Below are 16,094 nucleotides of genomic sequence, written 5' to 3' on the forward strand. Positions count from 1 at the left end.
CCCGGTCGTCCATTGCTGTAGCATGCGGGTCATCTATTTCGTCGATGGCGGGCCCGAGCCGCTATTCGGAAGACAGCTGGCTTTTCCACTCTTCAAGCGGGAACAGCTTGTCATAGGCCCAGTTAAAGCCAAGCGCGTAGACCATATAGAACAGCGCGAAAGAGACATCCATCAAGAATGCCTGCCAGAGCGAGACGCCCAGATACCAAGCGATGAACGGCATCAGAACGAACAGTAGGCCAACTTCGAAAATGACGGCATGCAAAACGCGCTGGGGGAATGTTTTCTCGGTCGTGCCGGTTGTGCGTTCGAGAACAACGTCGAAGATGTAATTATAAACAATGTTCCAAAGCGTGGCGAGCGTCGCGCTTACGACACCGACCACACCGATATCGTGCATCGGCATGTGAAAAGCGAACGCGCCCAGAGGAACAACCGCGAGCAGGGCGATAATTTCAAAACTTATGGCGTGGCGAAGACGATCAAGCGGGGAACGCATGGTAACCTCAGAAAAAGCACCGGGTCGTCCCGGTCGTTGTCCAATTGGGGAGGTCGTCCTCGCATCCTCTAACATAGACTTTGAAGCTGGCAGTTCAAGCGGTGTCCTTGGGTTCGCAGTCTGATCCGATGAAATCCGGCACATCACCCTAAGGGGTGATGCCGGGAAGCCCGTGGCAGCGTAGTTTGGAGTGACTATTCGCCATTGGAAGTTTCAACATGGGGATTTTACGGATGCGTTTTGTGATTTCCCCTCAAGTTTGATTTGCCACCATTAGACCTCCAACGGTGCTTTCCAACCTCTTGCGAGGCGCAAAACCACGACACAATTCCACATAGGAGAAAAGCACTATGAATTTCCTGAAATCAATCCCCGTAGCACTTGTTCTAGGCCTTTCGGTTGTGGCGATGCCGTCCGTTTCGGTGGCCGATAATTCAAATCGGATTCCGTTCAAAAAAAGTGTTTCACTGAAGGTGGGCCAGGCAATGGTCATCCACGGCAGACGCGGCGATTGTGGAAGCTTGCCCAGCAAATCGGATCTTGCAAAGAGCAAGTCAGATCTGGATCGGAATCTAACCACCGGACATATTGTATTTGGTAAGCCCGGCGTTCGCAAAAGCGGCAGCTGCAACGGTTGGACACCTGCATACGAGACAATTTTTGTCGCAGACCAACCTGGCCGTGAAACTGTAAAGATCCACGGCGATGCTGTGCGCATTACGGTGAAATAAACCCCAAGGCCGGGTGTAGTGCGAGGCGTTGATCGTCAGGCCGCGGAGGACCATTTCCGTATGGATGTTATCAAGGACTGCACTCGGTATACCTGCCAACGGGCCTGGATAGTGGTGGCCATAATAAACGGATTACCCCAGCCGGTTTGCGCAGCATCTGCGACCAGAACCAATCCAAATGTTGACTTTAAAAGAGAACGCTTTGATCCTGACCCCCAGTTAAGTGGTATTTGTCATGTAGTCGATATCCGGGGAAAGTGGTGGGACGTAGAGCCGGAAATCATGAAACTGTGGCGGCAGCGGAAACTTATGAGGCCGCGATTCATGATGTTCTTTCGGTCTTGCAGCTTGATCAACAGGGCGCGCCGGTGCCCGACGCTTTTTGGCAGCCAACGATCTATCTGGATTGTGGCCGTCGGCTGACCCCCTTGCACCCTTTGGACGCGGTGAATGCAGATGCGCTGCTCAAGGCGGCACGCGACATACTCGAAAACGTCGCCCGTGGCTCCGAGCGTCCTGTCGCGATAGATTTGCGGGACGATTACCTTGTCGTGCGCGTCGCTTCTTCGGCACCGTCCCGGTCGGCGTTCATAGCGGTCTTGTCCAGAGAAGACGTGGCCACTTTTCTGGCTGAAACATTCCCTCATGTTCATTTGCCGCCCGCACTTCAGTGGCTTCTCAGCCTTCAGTTGGCTGGGATCGGACTCAAGGCTGGTGCGGAACGCGACAAACGCAGCATAGAGACGCGAAAGCGCCAGTCGCAGCAACTGCGCGCGGCCTTCGAGATCGAGGACATGGCGACCCTTGGCCGGCAGGTGTCGAACGCTTTGGTGGTTGCGCTTGACCGGTATGTTCATCCGCACCATTCGGGTGTCGGCAAATCTGTCGCGGCCTATGTGGATCGCTATATGCCTGTCGGCACACGGCTTTACAGCCTTTGCGACCGCGACGGAACGACCTTTCCGGTGCTTGATATGGGGCCACTGGACGGGGAACCGGTGCTGACGTTACACGCCATGGCGTTGCCGGATATTCGCGTGCAGGACATCGCGTGTCTTAATGACCTTGGTTTGCGGTTGATCTGGCCCTTGCGTCATGGTGTCTGCGCACCGGATGCGACGGCGCTTTCGCATAAAGAACATGTCGATCATGCCCTGCGAGGTGCCTTGATGGCATTGCAGGTTCTTTGTGGCGGTCGCGCCCAAGTGCTGGCTTTTGCTGCGGCGTCAAAACTGGGTATCGAACTGGCGCACAGGGAACCTGCCGCCGTTTCGGCACTACACGTCGCGGGTGTTTGCTTGCGCGAAGGGCGTCCCGAAACAGGTCCGCGCCGGTTGGCGCGCGGGGTACTGGCCTTGGCGGCCAATAGACCTGCGTTGCTGGATCCGATCCTTGGTCAGTTCGAGACGCACTTGCGGAAACCCGGCGTATTCGAGGGGTTCCTGAAACGCCAGTTTGCCGAAAGTTCTGCGGACCTGTCCATCATCGAGGCCGAATTAAACGGCCCTTTTGGCTCCAGACGGTTTCGCGATGCTCTGCTCGATTCAGCAGCGTCGGCACGGCATGATTTCTTGTTCCAGAGTGATCTTGGTTGGTCGCGCGCATCGGCTGACCTGCCGATCCACCTGCATCATGGCGATAAGGACCGAATTCACCCCCTGCCGCTGATTGAGGCGCTGAACAAGCGGCTGCCAAATTCTGTTCTCCACCGGCACCAGAACGTCGGGCAGCTCTTTTGTCACGAGCATTTCATGCCTCTTTGGTTCATCGTCGCGGGCCATAATCGACATGGTGATCAAGCAGGATGAAGCTTTGGCAGGCACGGCTGGCGTTCGGCAGTCCCGATTTTTCCATCTCGCTGCTTTTTGCCACGGTCAACGGCTGGTTTTTGTTCTACCTCGTCAGCATCATCGGGATACCGCCGCTGATTGCCGGAGCCGTTTTCGTTTTTGGCAGGTTTCTTGACGGATTGCTTGACCCGCTTGTCGGAGCATGGACGGACCGCCATGGCCGCAAACGCGCGATCGTGGCTGCACTGCCTGTCACGGCATCGGCCTTTGTGGCGCTATGGGCAGTGCCGAACCTGTTTGACAACTCGGTTGCGCAAATCCTCGCCATCATGGTTACTTTCTCGGTGTTTGCTTTGGCGTATACTTTTGTGTCTGTGCCGCGTCTTGGCATGTTGCCCGAATTTGTGCCCGAGTATCATGGCCGCACCGGACAGGCAGGCGTGGACATGGCTTTTGTCTTTATCGCGGTTCTGATTTCGTCCGTCGCCTTTCCAACGGTTGTGGCCTTCCTGAGCGAGACTAAGGCATTGTCAGAGTCGCAGGCAGGGGTTTGGATCGGCGTTACCGTCGGAATCGCCACCTTGGCAGTTCTGGCCTATCTGCCATTCATTGCCCTGATCCACGAACCTGACAGGCAAAGTTCGCAAACAGCACGTCCGAAAACGATCGTCGTCTTGTTGGCGTTCAGCAAAACAACTGGTGCTGTGAGGACTCTGGCACTTTTTGGGTGCAGCGTGCTGGCACTGGTGACGCTGCAATCAATACTGCCCTTCTGGCTTGAATCCGGACCGGGGATCACGGCTGGGGGTCAGTCAGTTGTGCTGCTGATCATATTCCTTGCAACGCTCGTCTCGTTGCCTGTCTGGGCCTATCTTTCCCGGCTCTACGGAAAGGCTGCGGGACTGTGCATCGGTGTTTGTGCATTTCTGACCGGCATCGGGATAGCCATGCTTTTGCCGACCGGATCCGGCCTGAACACCCAGTTGGTTCTTGCATCACTTATTGCCGGTACGGGTGCAGGCGCGCTTAGCATGTTTCCTTGGTCCATGATCCCCGACATTGCCGAAACGCACAGCAACCGCATGAAAACCCCGGTTCAAGGCACCACAACTGCCGCGTTCACCATGACCAACAAACTGGCGGCAGCCACGGCTTTGTTCCTTAATTCGATGATCCTGCAAGTGCGCGCCGATCTGACATGGGCGGCTGAAGCGCCAGAAGTTCTTTTGGCCCTGCCCGCAATTTTTGCGATCATCGCGTGCACCATCGTTTTCCCGATGTGCATCACGGGCACACCCACGCGCGGCGCGTAACACCAACGGGCCCACAGCCACCTTGGGTTGGCAGGAACATTTCCGGATGTGTGGATGTTCTAATCCAGAAAGGTGGGTGCAAATCATGTGGAGCTGGCTGGCAAATAATGCTGCGTTGGTGCAGGTGACTCTGTCCGGCGTCACAGCATTTGTCTGGATCGTCTATTTACAGATCATCGTTTCGAGTCTTCGTCATCAACGCCGGACAGAGATTCTGATCCACCTTGTGGGAAGTCGTGGACTGAATGCCCGCACCTTTATCAGCAACCTTGGATTGGAACCGGTCTATCTGCTCGAGATCATGCTGACGATCTGGTCGAGCGACGGGAAACGCGAAACCTCGGTGGTGAACCGCACCGAGCGTGGCAAGGATGAGGTTTCTTCACCAAGTGCGGCCACTTTCCAAGGCCCGCTGAAAAGCAGTGATTTTGTCGACATCGGAAGTATTGAAAATCTGATTGAACGCGCCCGTCTCAACACGGCCGCCGATCTGGAGCCGGGCGAGATCACACAGATCGAAGTAACCGTCGCGGCCAATTCTGCTGCCACATCAACCATTGTCGCGGCACAGCGCACCTTTAATGTTACCCTGATCGACGGCGACTATTGTTTGTGTCCCCTAACGCTTTACGCCAAGCAGCTTCGGTCGTGGTGGGCACGCTATCGTGTCCGACAGCGGTTGCTGTACCATCTGGGGCAATAGGGGGCATCGTGCCCATCCCGATCCCGAAGATCGGGGAACCCAGCGCGGAGCAGAGGGGTTTTACAGGCATATGCGAAACCGCAGGAGAAGATCATGCCCGATCTCAAGTCCATTCTGGAAACCGCACTTTACGTCGATGATATGGATCGCGCGACGACCTTCTACGAGGATGTCATGCAGTTGCCATCGTTGATGACGTCAGAGCGATTGTGCGCTTTCAACGTGAACGATGCCAATGTGCTGCTGTTGTTCATCCGAGGCGGTACATTGGAGCCGGTAGACACAGGTCATGGTATTATTCCACCCCATAACGGTGTCGGGCAACTGCACGTGGCCTTTTCCTGCACCCACGACATGCTGCCCGCGTGGCAAGATCATTTGCAGGCAAAGGGCGTCGACATCGAGGGCGAGACCAGCTGGAAACGTGGGGGAAGAAGCATCTATTTTCGTGACCCTGACGGCAACCTGCTAGAGATCGCTACTTCGCCGGGCCTGTGGTCAGGGTTCTGATTCAGGGTTGAGCAAGCCATCCTACGGCGCGACCTCGCTACGATCTGCTCCGGCTAGAATGCGGTGCCGAAGCCGCACGGCATGCGGGATAAGGAACCGGTCCGGTGCGTGCAATTTGAGAGCCAACCGCGTCGCGCGCAAGTGTCTTCTGTTCGGCACGATCAAGCCGCTCCAAAACAGCTTCAAGAGGCTCTCCGCGCGCCTGCGCCTTTCGCCAGATTTTCCGGCATGAGGCGGGTGACCAAGGCATCGCGGCCGCGGACAACCAAAAGCGCAGTGGTGCTGGCAGCGCATCGAATGCGCGCATCGGATCTTCGTTGCGCCGCCTGAGCTTGAGGCTTGTCTTTCCAAGGTTCGTGGCCATCACGCATTCTCCTCAGGCGTGCTGGCGGCGGCCACGAACAAGGGCAAACCGTGTCACGCCTGTACCTGCGATGGGCGGGGAACGATGCAGCAATTCATGCTTCTGGTGTCCGGTCATGCGGCCTCGGCGCGTCGCCAAGTCGGGAAAGGGTCTGGCAAATCAGGAAGCGCGTCTGGCCCCGGTGCGAGGTGTTCGGGCACAAGGCAGGTGTCGAGGCGCGTTTTCAGCAGCGGCCAGTCGATGCCGGAGCCGATAAAAACAATCTCTTGCCGCCGGTCGCCCCAGGGTTCTGCCCAATGCGCGGCCATATAGGTGCGCGCGCTCTCGTGGTCGGGCCAGCGTTCCTGCGGCACCGAGGCCCACCAAGTCCCCAGCGGTTTGACCGAAGACAGCGCGCCAGCGAGCGAAAATTCAGCCACCCAGTCAGGCCGCGTGGCGATCCAGAAATGGCCCTTTGCGCGGATCACACCGGGCAGATCACCATTCAGCACAGCAAGAATTTTTTCAGGTTCGAAAGGCTGGCGGGCACGGTAAACAAAGCTTGCGATACCGTATTCCTCGGTTTCGGGAATGTGGTCAGCAAAGCCGTACAATTCCTTGGCCCACATCGGGTGTTCGTGTGCCTTTTCGAAATCGAAAAGCCCTGTGTCAAGGATCGCGTCTGTCGTAACTTCCGAGTGGTTGGTCGCGATGATCCTTGCATCCGCGTTGAGGCTGCGAATGATTTTGCGGGCTGCGTCTGTGCGCAGGGGGCCCGCATCGGCGACCTTGTTCAGGATCACCACATCCGCGAACTCGATTTGTTCGACCAGCAGGTTGACCAGCGTCCGGTCGTCCTCCTCGCCCAGTGTCTCGCCTCGGTCGCGCAGAAAATCATGGCTGGAATAGTCATTAAGCAGGTTCACAGCATCGACCACTGTCACCATCGTGTCGAGTCGCGATACATCCGACAGGCTTTCGCCAGATTCATCCCTAAAATCAAAGGTTGCGGCGACGGGCAGCGGTTCAGAGATGCCTGTGGATTCAATAAGCAGGTAATCAAACCGCCCATCCTTTGCCAGATGGCGCACCTCTTGCAGCAGGTCATCGCGCAGGGTGCAGCAGATGCAGCCGTTCGACATTTCCACCAATGTCTCGTCGGTGTGGCTCAGGTTCGCGCCCCCCTCGCGGACCAGATCGGCGTCGATGTTCACCTCGGACATATCGTTGACAATCACCGCGACGCGCCGTCCTTCGCGGTTGTTCAGCACACGGTTCAAAAGCGTGGTTTTGCCAGCCCCGAGAAAGCCGGACAGGACGGTGACGGGAAGACGGGTATCGGTCATGGAAATCTCCGGTTTTGACGGCGTCCACTCTGTCTCTCGGGGGCGTGCCCATGACGCGACAGGGTGACAGCATCGGATTTGTCTTGCATATGTTGAACTCAACGAAGGTTTGAAGGCTCGATCATGCAACTAAATCAGTTACGAGATTCTCGCAACACCTTTTGTTACGTTACTTCAGATTTTCATGGAGGCCATTCGTGAAGCGCAATTCGCGGCTTTCTCTTGCCTTGCATACGCTAGGTCACATGGCGGGCGAGCCCGACCGTGCCCGCACATCTGCCGACATTGCCGCGCATGCAGGCACAAACCCCGTTGTCGTTCGTCGCGTGCTTGGTCGTTTGCGTGAAGCAGGCTTGCTGACATCCGAAAAGGGTCACGCAGGGGGGTGGCGGTTGGCCCGCGCCCCTCAGACCATCACATTGGCGGATGTCTATCTTGCCCTTGACGAGCGCCTGATTGCGACCGGGGACAAGACGGATACATCCGACTGCTCGATCGAATACGCGCTGCACCGCCGTGTCGCGGATGTTATGCAAGACATCGAGCAGAGCCTGATAGAGCGTCTGGCCACCACAACCATTGCCGATGTCGGTGACGCCGGACATTAACATTAATAGCTGATTGTGACGGGTCGCTGCCTTCGAAACCGCAAGAGCTTAGCGCAGAGTGGCAGCGGTCATGACGTAGCACGTTTGATCTGCAAGAAATCCACGGATCTCAAGACCGGCGTCCAGCGCATTGCAAATCTCGGATCGCACGCGCAATCGTTCGGCTAACGCCTTGTCCGGCGCCGTGACCAGCATCGTGGCAAAGTCCGTTGGAATGGTGACGTGACGCGAGTCACTCGCGTAAACAGTTGGAATACGGGCGGCACGGTCCGTCACGTGGGACGTGTCGAGATACCAGTTCGCCATCAATCTGTCCGATGGTGTGCCTGCATTTATTCCGACCATCTTGCCGTAGTAATCGGTAAGATAGGTGTCGACGACCACACCCAACTTCCCCACGTTCAACGCTGCGTTGGCCGCGCGCAGCGGATCGAACGTCCACCGCACATGCGTGATCCCGCGCGCCAGACACCAATCGCGCTGAAACCATTTCAACCGCGCACCTAATCCCATACCTTGCATTTTCGACAAAACGGCAAGACGGTGCGAATGCTGGACGTGGGGTTCGCGCGTGGGGAACCCAAAAACATAGCCGACCATTTCAGAGCCAAGAAATGCGCCCGCAGCAAGGCCGCCTTCGTGCTGGATCACCATCATCAAATCATAGGGATCAGCCAGATCATCCTTGCCCCAGACCGCACGTTGCAGTGCTTCGGCCTGCGTGAACTCTGCCATACCTGACAGCTCGCGGATCACCGGCGTTGTCATGCGCAAAAGCTTTCGCTGGAAAGCGTCATTTCCGTCAGATAGTTTTCATCCAGTGTCACTCCGATGCCTGCGCCCTTTGGAACCGCCATGCGCCCATCGGTTGCTTCCAGCTTTTCGACGATAATGTCGCGCGCGAAATACCGGCTGGCGCTGGACACATCACCGGGTTTGGTGAAGTTGGGCAGGGTCGACAGATGGATGTTGTGCGCGCGTCCAATGCCCGATTCCAGCATTCCGCCACACCAGACCGGCACGTCAAAGGCCGCAGCCAGATCATGCATTTGCAACGCAGTGTAATAGCCGCCCGCGCGTGCCACCTTGATATTGATCACCCGCCCCGCATCAGTCTGTAATGCCTGACGGCACGCACGCACCGAATTGATACATTCATCCAGACAGATTGGCGTTTTCATGCGCTTTTGCAGGATTGCATGATCCCGAATGTCATCCCACGCCAGCGGTTGTTCGATGTAATCCAGCGCAAGATCGTCCAGCTTTCGCAGCAGCGTGGCGTCAGCCAGCGTATAGCAGGCATTGGCATCCACGCTCAGCCGGATGTCGGGGAATGCCTCTCGGATGGCCCTGACCAGTGTGATGTCATGGCCCGGTTTGATTTTCAGTTTGATCCTTTTGTAACCTTGGCTGTGGTGGTCGGCCACACGGGCAAGGGTGTCGTCGATCGACCCGATGCCCAGCGACACACCGGCGTCAATTGCGTCACCTGTGCCCCCCAGCACGGTTTGCAGCGGCAAATCCAGCGACTTGGCCCACAGGTCCCAGAAGGCCATCTCTACCGTCGCCTTGGTCATCTGGTGGCCACGCCATGGGGACAAAAGTTTGCCCAGTGCCGCAGGGTTCTCAAAGGATTTTCCGACGATCATTGGCAGGAACAGGTCTTTCAGCAGTGCCATCGCGGCGGGCAGCGTTTCACCCAGATAGTCGGGCAACGGGTCCATGACCCCTTCGGCATAGCCTTGGTGTGCGCCTGAATAGAGCGTCAGAAGCGGAAAAATCCGGTCGTACATGGTGCCGGTGGAGATCACGAAAGGATTCAGCAATGGCAGCCGGACCAGACGCAATTCCGCCCTGTCAATCGTCAGCTGCGGGCGGGTCGGTTTGGAGATTTCCGGCATGTGAGAACCTTTGGGTTGTCAGGGTTAAAGCGGGTTTAGACGAAAGACAAAAATATTGCAAGATTGACACTCTGTAAGGTTTCTGTCATTTCAGGGCAAAACTGACGACGGCGAAAGGGGCGGGAAATTGAAAAATCCGGATCACATCTCGATCAGCGTCCAGCAATTGCTGGCTGCCAGTGTCGAGGGCGCGACCAAGGGTGAAAAGGCCATCGCCAGCTACATGATGACCAATATCAAAACGCTTCCCTTCGAAACCGCCGCCACCGTTGCCGCCAAAATCGGCGTGTCAGAGGCAAGCGTCGGGCGCTATTGTCGCAACATCGGACTGGACAGCTTCAAAGGGCTGAAATCGCGCCTGCAAGCCGATCTTGGTGACAGCGCATGGTTGATCGGTGACCGTCTGAGAGATTTTCATGCCCGCTCGCGCAGCGGCGAGGCGGAGTTGAGTCGCGCGCTTGAACTGGAAATCGCGGCGCTGGTTACGGTCTACGAGATGGCAGCGGACAAGCAGTTTGAAGCGATGGTGAAACGGCTGGCCCGATGTCCTCAGGTGTTTGTCGCAGGGTTCCAGACCGAACGGGGCCACGCCGAATTTCTGGCCCACGGCCTGCAATACCTGCGCCCCGGTATCTGGCTGGCCGATCAGGCGGGCGGCACTTTTTCCGAAGTGTTGCAAGGCGATCCGGCCCAGTCCTGTCTGGTGATAATAGACGGGCGCAAATATTCCAGCATGGCCGAGAAACTCGCCCGCGCTGCGCGCGAGCGCGGCGTGAAGGTGACTTTGATCACCGATCTTTATTGCAATTGGGGTGCTGGACTGGCCGAAGAAATCTTTGCGGTGCCGACCGACCTGAACCTGTTCTGGGACAACACGGCCGCGATGTCGAGTTTGATCAGCCTGACGGTGAACGGTGTGTTCAACGAATTGGGCGCAGACGTCGAAGAACGGATGGCAGCCATATCTGCCGGATACAACGGATTTGTCGGCCACATCGGCGCACCGTCCGACACAAGCATAAAATAAAAAATAGCGTCAACATAAGGGAAGGTTCAATAAACATGACACTCGGAAAAAGTCTGATGGCTGCAAGCGTATCAATTGCAGCAATGATCACGATGGCGCCCGCCGTCTTTGCGCAAGAGGCCACATTGGTATTTGCCTCGAACGAGGTTGGACAACCAACATATAACCCGGTCAAAGCCACATCGCTGAACGTGGCCAGCAGCCTGATCTTTGACCGGTTGGTCGCGCAGGATGCCAACCGTGTCTACCATCCGCATCTGGCCAAAAGCTGGGAAGAGGCCGAAGACGGCATGTCTTGGATATTTCATCTCAAGCAAGGCGTGACGTTTCACAACGGCGCGGCGTTCAACGCCCAGACGGTTGCAGACTGGATTCCGATGTTTGATGGCACCGACAATGCCTATCTCGTGGCTGCCGTTGAAGCGGTCGAGGTTGTGGACGAACATACCGTCAAGTTTGTCATGAAACACCCCGATCCGAACCTGCTGTATAACCTTGCCAGCGCATTTATGGGTGTGCCCGAACCCAAATCCTTTGCTGAAATGGGTGACAATTTTGGCGTGACTGACGCCATTGGCACTGGCCCCTACAAAATGCAGAGCTTCGCCATCGGTGAGCAAACCGTGCTGGTGCGCAACGAGGATTACACATGGGGGTCGCCCTTGGCCGAGAACACCGGACCGGCCAAGTTCGAATACCTGACCTTCCGCGAGATCGCCGAGGAATCGACTGCGTTTCTCGAGCTGAAAACCGGTGGCGTTGACATGCTGCTGTCTGTGCCTGCCGATTTTGTCCCTGAAGTCGAAAAAGAAAGCGACCTCAAGCTCGTCAGCGTTCCGGGGCGTGAACTGGTCTATATGGTTCTGAACGTCGTCAAAGAGCCGTTTACAGACATCAAGGTGCGTAAAGCGGCAGCTTTGGCAATCAACCAACGGGAAATCCTCGACAACATTTACAGCGGTATCGGGCAGGTGGCTGACACCTTCCTGATCTCTGCATTGCCCGAAGCCAACGTCGCGGACGAATACCGGATTGCCTATAACCCCGACAAGGCCAACGCCCTGCTGGACGAAGCGGGCTGGGAAATGGGCGCTGACGGCGTGCGCATGAAAGATGGCAAACCGCTTGAGGTGTCGCTCTGGACCCAAAGCGACAGTGTCTTCCGGCGTTTGACCGAAGTTGTGCAGGCACAGCTGAAAGCTGTCGGCATCAACGGTCAGATCGCAACCTTTGACAGCGCGATGATCCGTGACCAGTACAAATCCGGTGACCAGCAGGTCGCGGTGCGCTCCTATATCTGGGACAACGCCGACATCGTCGACTGGTTCTTTGGGGCTGACAGGCTGGGCTATCCGAACATTTCGATGTTCGATGATCCCAAAGCCGAAGATTTGCGCGCAGCTGCCATGACCGGATCAAAAAGCTCGGCCGAGCGGATTGCGAACTTTACCGTGTATCACGAATACGTCCTTTCGCAGTTTCCCGTGGCGCCGATCTATCAGCCCGTTATCAGCGTTGGCTATAACACATCGCGCATTACCTTGCCCGACACCTTTAACGCGCCGGCTGTCAGCGCGACCGTGCTGATGGACATGGCTCCGGTCGAATAAGCGGGCGCGGGGGATCAGAACATGCTGGGCTATCTTATCAGGCGGGTTCTGCTGCTGATCCCCGTTTTCCTTGCGGTGTCTGTGGTGATCTTTTCGATCATCCACATGATACCGGGCGACCCGATCGACAATCTTCTCAAGATCGGGGCCGGCCCCGATCAACGCGAAATCATCACCGCCCGCTACGGCTTGGACAAGCCGCTGGTGGTGCAATACTGGATCTGGCTTAGTGGCGTGATGCAAGGTGATCTTGGCACCGCCATCGTGGCCCGCAGGCCGGTAGCCGATCTGATCGCCCAAGCCTTGCCCCATTCGCTGACACTGGGCCTGTGCGCATTGGCATTTTCCAGCTTTTTCGGGATTGTTCTGGGTACGATTGCCGCGCTGAACCGCGACCGCTGGATTGACCAGATCATCATGACAGTCGTGCTGATGGGCTCGACTATTCCGGGCTTTTGGCTGGGTTTGCTGCTGATCCTGGTGTTCTCTGTCTGGCTGGGCATGTTTCCCGTATCGGGCGCGCGCGACTTGTCCTCGCTGGTGCTGCCTGTCCTTACAGTTGGTCTGGGCGGTACGGCCCTTGTTGCTCGCGTCACGCGCGTTGCGATGATCGAGGCGGGCCAGCGCGATTTCCTGATGTTGCTGCACGCCAAGGGCATGCGCCCCCTGCGCATCCAGCTGCGCCATGTTCTGCGCCACGCGCTTATTCCCGTTGTAACCATCCTGTCGCTGCGCATCGGCTGGATATTGGGTGGCGCAGTCACGGTCGAGGTGGTCTTTGCCCGCCCGGGCTTGGGTACCTTGCTGATCAAATCGCTGAACCAGCATGATTATCCGGTGGTTCAGGCCTGTCTGCTGATCCTCGCGATGGCGGTGATGCTGGGTACCTTGGCGGGCGACATCATTCAGGCGGCAATGGACCCGCGTGTCAGGGCGGCGCTGTGACAGGGTATGGCAAGTTGAACATCGCCAACACCACGCTTGGCCGTGCGATGCGCCGGCCCAAAGGGATGATTGCAGGCGCTTGGCTGGTCATGCTGGTCTTTGTCGCGGTCTTTGCACCCTATCTCACGCCCTATGATTACGACATCCAGAACCTGCCCAACGCCTTTACACCTCCCGGCTCGGAACACTGGCTGGGCACCGACGAATTCGGGCGCGACCTGCTGACGCGTATCATGTACGGCGCGCGCACCTCGCTTACTGTGTCGACAATCGCGATCGGTATTTCGGTGTTCTGCGGCATGTGTCTTGGTGCTGCTGCCGGATACTTCGGTGGCCGCTTCGACAGGGCGGTGACTGCCGTGGTTGATCTGACGTGGTCGTTTCCCGAAATTCTGGTAGCGCTAATTCTGGTGGCCATTATCGGCCCCGGTGTGACGGGGACAATGGTGGCCATTGGCGTGGCCTATCTGGCGCAGTTCACACGGTTGACGCGGGCGCAGATCATGGCGATCAAATCCGAAACCTATATCGAGGCGTCCCTGTCACTGGGTGCCAGCCACGGCCATATCCTGATGCGGCACCTGTTGCCCAATGCACTGGCGCCGGTGATCATCGCTGCCATGCTGGCCACGGGCGACGCGATCATTCTCGAAGCAACACTGGGCTTTTTCGGACTTGGTGCGCAGCCGCCGACGCCCAGCTGGGGCGGGCTGATGTCGTCCGGTACCGCGCAGATGTTCAAGGCACCGTGGATCATCATCATTCCCGGTGTAGCAGTGGCCGTGACTGTCTTTGCCATCAATTTGTTCGGCGACGCGCTGATCCATGCGCTGGATGTGCGCGCGCGTGTGCGGGAAAGCTGATGTTGCTGAGTGTCAAAAACCTGTCGGTTGGTATCGGAAATCTGACCTTGCTGGAAGGCGTCAGTTTCGAGCTGGCCAAGGGCGAGATTCTGGGCTTGGTGGGCGAAAGCGGTTCTGGTAAATCGCTGACCGCGCTGGCGCTGACGGGGTTGCTGCCCCTGATCGGCGGGCGTGTCACTGCCGGAGCGCTCGAATTCGACGGCACTGATATTGCCACCTTGCCCAAAGGCAAATTGCGTGCCCTGCGCGGGCGGCGGATTGCATTTATCACGCAGAATCCGATGACGGCGCTAGACCCTGTGCAGCGTATTGGTGAACAGGTTGATTTTGTCTCGCGCACGCACCTCGGGCTGGACCGTGCCGCCGCCCGCGCGCGCACCGTCGAACTGCTGACCCAGCTGCGCATCCCGCAGGCGAATACCATCTGTTCGGCCTATCCGCACCAACTGTCAGGCGGCATGAAGCAGCGCATCGTCATCGCAATGGCGTTGGCTGGCAAACCCGACCTGATCGTCGCGGACGAGCCGACCACGGCGCTGGATGTGACTGTGCAAGCGCAGATCATCCATCTGCTGACCCGTCTGGTGCGCGCGCGCGGCCTTGCCCTTGTTCTGATCACCCATGACATGGGGGTGGTCGCGCAAGCCTGTGACAAGGTTGCGGTGCTCTATGCGGGGCGTCTGGCAGAGCAAAAGCCGGTCAATGCGCTGTTTGCAAACCCGCAGCATCCCTACTCTGCCGCCCTGATCGACTGCATCCCCCGCGATGGCATGGCACCGGGCACGTTGACCGGAATTCCGGGCAATGTGGCCTCTGCAACGGCCTATCCAACGGGCTGCCGTTTTCACCCCCGCTGCCCCAATGCGGGGGTGGGATGTGACACCAAGGTGCCAACGCAACGCACCCTGTCAAATGAGGGCACTGTCGCCTGCCATTACCCACTGAACGGAGCGCCGGATGTCTGAACCTCTCGTTAAAATTCAGACCCTGTCCAAACGCTTTTACACTCCTGGCGGGTTACTGAAAAAGCCGCGCAGCATGCTGGCCGTGCGCGATGTGTCACTGTCGATTGCCCGTGGCGACATTGTCGGCGTTGTCGGTGAAAGCGGCTGTGGCAAATCTACATTCGCGCGGCTGGTGTTGCGGTTGATTGACCCGACCGACGGCTCGGTCTGTTTCGAAGGGGCGGATCTGACCAAACTGCGCCGCCGCGACCTGCGTAAAATGCGTCAGCGCATGGCGATGGTGTTTCAAGATCCCTATTCCTCGCTTGATCCGCGCTATCGGGTGGCCGACGCGCTGGCAGAGCCTTTTGTGGTGCAAGGCGACCGCGTACCCAACGGGCGGATTGCGGACTTACTGACCAAGGTCGGTCTGCCGACCTCGATGGCCCAAAGCTATCCCCATCAGCTTTCAGGTGGGCAGCGCCAGCGGGTTGGTATCGCGCGGGCACTGGCGCTGAACCCCGACTTTATCGTGCTGGACGAACCCACCGCCTCGCTGGACGTGTCAATTCAGGCCCAGATCATCTCTTTGATCCAGCAATTGCAGCGCGATCTTGATCTGACATATCTGTTTATCAGCCACGATCTTGGGCTGGTCCGCTATTTCTGCAATCGTATCGTCGTGATGTATCTGGGTGCCGTGGTCGAGGAACTGCCCGACCCCCAAGCCGCCCCGCGCCATCCCTATACCCACGCGCTGATGGCCAGCACCTTTGCGCCCGATCCGACCAACCGCCAGGACACCACCGAACTGACCGGCGAAATCCCCAGCGGTTTCGACCTGCCGCCCGGCTGCGCCTTTGCTGCCCGTTGCCCCAATGTCACGGCACGGTGCCGCGAGTCTGTTCCCGTGTTGTCCGAAGGGCCGCACCCCGTTGCCTGTTTTCACCCACTCTAAGGA

The 16,094-nt window shown here is 57.7% G+C and carries 17 protein-coding genes; 12 read left to right on the top strand and 5 right to left on the bottom strand.

The features are described 5' to 3' along the window. Positions 1 to 61 precede the first annotated feature (61 nt). Positions 62 to 499, bottom strand: coding sequence for a PACE efflux transporter (locus SULPSESMR1_RS18460; protein ID WP_089422542.1), 438 nt, complete (start codon positions 497 to 499; stop codon positions 62 to 64). 350 nt (positions 500 to 849) lie between these two features. On the opposite strand from SULPSESMR1_RS18460, the gene SULPSESMR1_RS18465 reads away from it, so the two are divergent. The 5 genes from SULPSESMR1_RS18465 (at position 850) to SULPSESMR1_RS18485 (ending at position 5,546) form a co-directional block, all read left to right on the top strand. Next, entirely contained in the window at positions 850 to 1,230 is a 381-nt protein-coding gene (locus tag SULPSESMR1_RS18465; RefSeq protein WP_089422543.1) for a hypothetical protein, read from the top strand. A gap of 260 nt (positions 1,231 to 1,490) precedes the next feature. Continuing rightward, complete coding sequence (locus SULPSESMR1_RS18470) at positions 1,491 to 3,038, top strand: alpha/beta hydrolase (RefSeq protein WP_162791888.1); 1,548 nt, start codon at positions 1,491 to 1,493, stop codon at positions 3,036 to 3,038. Continuing rightward, entirely contained in the window at positions 3,035 to 4,333 is a 1,299-nt protein-coding gene (locus SULPSESMR1_RS18475; protein WP_089422545.1) for an MFS transporter, read from the top strand. Before SULPSESMR1_RS18470 ends, SULPSESMR1_RS18475 begins: the two co-directional genes overlap by 4 nt. 85 nt (positions 4,334 to 4,418) lie before the next feature. Further along, complete coding sequence (locus SULPSESMR1_RS18480) at positions 4,419 to 5,036, top strand: hypothetical protein (RefSeq protein ID WP_089422546.1); 618 nt, start codon at positions 4,419 to 4,421, stop codon at positions 5,034 to 5,036. Positions 5,037 to 5,129: 93 nt separating this feature from the next. Continuing rightward, positions 5,130 to 5,546 (top strand): VOC family protein, encoded by a 417-nt coding sequence (locus tag SULPSESMR1_RS18485; protein WP_089422547.1) that lies wholly within the window; start codon positions 5,130 to 5,132, stop codon positions 5,544 to 5,546. A gap of 37 nt (positions 5,547 to 5,583) precedes the next feature. On the opposite strand, the gene SULPSESMR1_RS25540 is transcribed toward SULPSESMR1_RS18485, so the two are convergent. Both SULPSESMR1_RS25540 and SULPSESMR1_RS18495 read right to left on the bottom strand, forming a co-directional pair. Then, a complete protein-coding gene (locus tag SULPSESMR1_RS25540) occupies positions 5,584 to 5,910 on the bottom strand; it encodes a DUF6525 family protein (protein ID WP_240311345.1) in 327 nt (108 codons plus the stop codon). A 113-nt stretch (positions 5,911 to 6,023) separates the two neighbouring features. Next, positions 6,024 to 7,235 (bottom strand): GTP-binding protein, encoded by a 1,212-nt coding sequence (locus tag SULPSESMR1_RS18495; RefSeq protein ID WP_089422548.1) that lies wholly within the window; start codon positions 7,233 to 7,235, stop codon positions 6,024 to 6,026. 197 nt (positions 7,236 to 7,432) lie between these two features. On the opposite strand from SULPSESMR1_RS18495, the gene SULPSESMR1_RS18500 reads away from it, so the two are divergent. Further along, positions 7,433 to 7,843, top strand: a complete 411-nt coding sequence (locus SULPSESMR1_RS18500; protein WP_089422549.1) for an RrF2 family transcriptional regulator — start codon at positions 7,433 to 7,435, stop codon at positions 7,841 to 7,843. Positions 7,844 to 7,891: 48 nt separating this feature from the next. Here the strand turns inward: SULPSESMR1_RS18500 and SULPSESMR1_RS18505 are convergent, their stop codons facing one another. Both SULPSESMR1_RS18505 and menC read right to left on the bottom strand, forming a co-directional pair. Continuing rightward, positions 7,892 to 8,611, bottom strand: coding sequence for a GNAT family N-acetyltransferase (locus tag SULPSESMR1_RS18505; RefSeq protein WP_089422550.1), 720 nt, complete (start codon positions 8,609 to 8,611; stop codon positions 7,892 to 7,894). Then, positions 8,608 to 9,744, bottom strand: a complete 1,137-nt coding sequence (gene menC, locus SULPSESMR1_RS18510) for an o-succinylbenzoate synthase (protein WP_089422551.1) — start codon at positions 9,742 to 9,744, stop codon at positions 8,608 to 8,610. Before menC ends, SULPSESMR1_RS18505 begins: the two co-directional genes overlap by 4 nt. A gap of 127 nt (positions 9,745 to 9,871) precedes the next feature. Between menC and SULPSESMR1_RS18515 the strand changes: the two genes are divergently transcribed. From SULPSESMR1_RS18515 to SULPSESMR1_RS18540, 6 genes are read left to right on the top strand one after another with little or no spacing between them, the layout of a single operon-like run. After that, positions 9,872 to 10,771 (top strand): MurR/RpiR family transcriptional regulator, encoded by a 900-nt coding sequence (locus tag SULPSESMR1_RS18515; protein WP_240311346.1) that lies wholly within the window; start codon positions 9,872 to 9,874, stop codon positions 10,769 to 10,771. Positions 10,772 to 10,806: 35 nt separating this feature from the next. After that, positions 10,807 to 12,381, top strand: coding sequence for an ABC transporter substrate-binding protein (locus tag SULPSESMR1_RS18520; RefSeq protein ID WP_089422552.1), 1,575 nt, complete (start codon positions 10,807 to 10,809; stop codon positions 12,379 to 12,381). A gap of 21 nt (positions 12,382 to 12,402) precedes the next feature. Beyond that, entirely contained in the window at positions 12,403 to 13,326 is a 924-nt protein-coding gene (locus SULPSESMR1_RS18525) for an ABC transporter permease (RefSeq protein ID WP_089422553.1), read from the top strand. Between the two features lie 14 nt (positions 13,327 to 13,340). Further along, a complete protein-coding gene (locus SULPSESMR1_RS18530; protein WP_250161483.1) occupies positions 13,341 to 14,189 on the top strand; it encodes an ABC transporter permease in 849 nt (282 codons plus the stop codon). After that, positions 14,189 to 15,154 carry an ABC transporter ATP-binding protein gene (locus SULPSESMR1_RS18535; RefSeq protein ID WP_089422554.1) on the top strand — a complete coding sequence of 322 codons (966 nt, stop codon included), beginning with the start codon at positions 14,189 to 14,191 and terminating at the stop codon, positions 15,152 to 15,154. The genes SULPSESMR1_RS18530 and SULPSESMR1_RS18535 overlap by 1 nt, the downstream gene beginning before the upstream one ends. Next, positions 15,147 to 16,091, top strand: a complete 945-nt coding sequence (locus tag SULPSESMR1_RS18540) for an ABC transporter ATP-binding protein (RefSeq protein ID WP_089422555.1) — start codon at positions 15,147 to 15,149, stop codon at positions 16,089 to 16,091. Before SULPSESMR1_RS18535 ends, SULPSESMR1_RS18540 begins: the two co-directional genes overlap by 8 nt. Positions 16,092 to 16,094 lie beyond the last annotated feature (3 nt).

Source organism: Pseudosulfitobacter pseudonitzschiae, assembly GCF_002222635.1.
GTDB lineage: Bacteria > Pseudomonadota > Alphaproteobacteria > Rhodobacterales > Rhodobacteraceae > Pseudosulfitobacter > Pseudosulfitobacter pseudonitzschiae_A.

Excerpts from the sequence above, each read along its gene's own strand:
- SULPSESMR1_RS25540 (WP_240311345.1), bottom strand. The coding sequence starts at position 5,910 with ATGGCCACGAACCTTGGAAAGACAAGCCTCAAGCTCAGGCGGCGCAAC.
- SULPSESMR1_RS18520 (WP_089422552.1), top strand. The coding sequence starts at position 10,807 with ATGACACTCGGAAAAAGTCTGATGGCTGCAAGCGTATCAATTGCAGCA.
- SULPSESMR1_RS18465 (WP_089422543.1), top strand. The coding sequence starts at position 850 with ATGAATTTCCTGAAATCAATCCCCGTAGCACTTGTTCTAGGCCTTTCG.
- SULPSESMR1_RS18475 (WP_089422545.1), top strand. The coding sequence starts at position 3,035 with ATGAAGCTTTGGCAGGCACGGCTGGCGTTCGGCAGTCCCGATTTTTCC.
- SULPSESMR1_RS18480 (WP_089422546.1), top strand. The coding sequence starts at position 4,419 with ATGTGGAGCTGGCTGGCAAATAATGCTGCGTTGGTGCAGGTGACTCTG.
- SULPSESMR1_RS18535 (WP_089422554.1), top strand. The coding sequence starts at position 14,189 with ATGTTGCTGAGTGTCAAAAACCTGTCGGTTGGTATCGGAAATCTGACC.
- SULPSESMR1_RS18485 (WP_089422547.1), top strand. The coding sequence starts at position 5,130 with ATGCCCGATCTCAAGTCCATTCTGGAAACCGCACTTTACGTCGATGAT.
- SULPSESMR1_RS18525 (WP_089422553.1), top strand. The coding sequence starts at position 12,403 with ATGCTGGGCTATCTTATCAGGCGGGTTCTGCTGCTGATCCCCGTTTTC.
- menC (WP_089422551.1), bottom strand. The coding sequence starts at position 9,744 with ATGCCGGAAATCTCCAAACCGACCCGCCCGCAGCTGACGATTGACAGG.
- SULPSESMR1_RS18540 (WP_089422555.1), top strand. The coding sequence starts at position 15,147 with ATGTCTGAACCTCTCGTTAAAATTCAGACCCTGTCCAAACGCTTTTAC.
- SULPSESMR1_RS18505 (WP_089422550.1), bottom strand. The coding sequence starts at position 8,611 with ATGACAACGCCGGTGATCCGCGAGCTGTCAGGTATGGCAGAGTTCACG.
- SULPSESMR1_RS18495 (WP_089422548.1), bottom strand. The coding sequence starts at position 7,235 with ATGACCGATACCCGTCTTCCCGTCACCGTCCTGTCCGGCTTTCTCGGG.
- SULPSESMR1_RS18460 (WP_089422542.1), bottom strand. The coding sequence starts at position 499 with ATGCGTTCCCCGCTTGATCGTCTTCGCCACGCCATAAGTTTTGAAATT.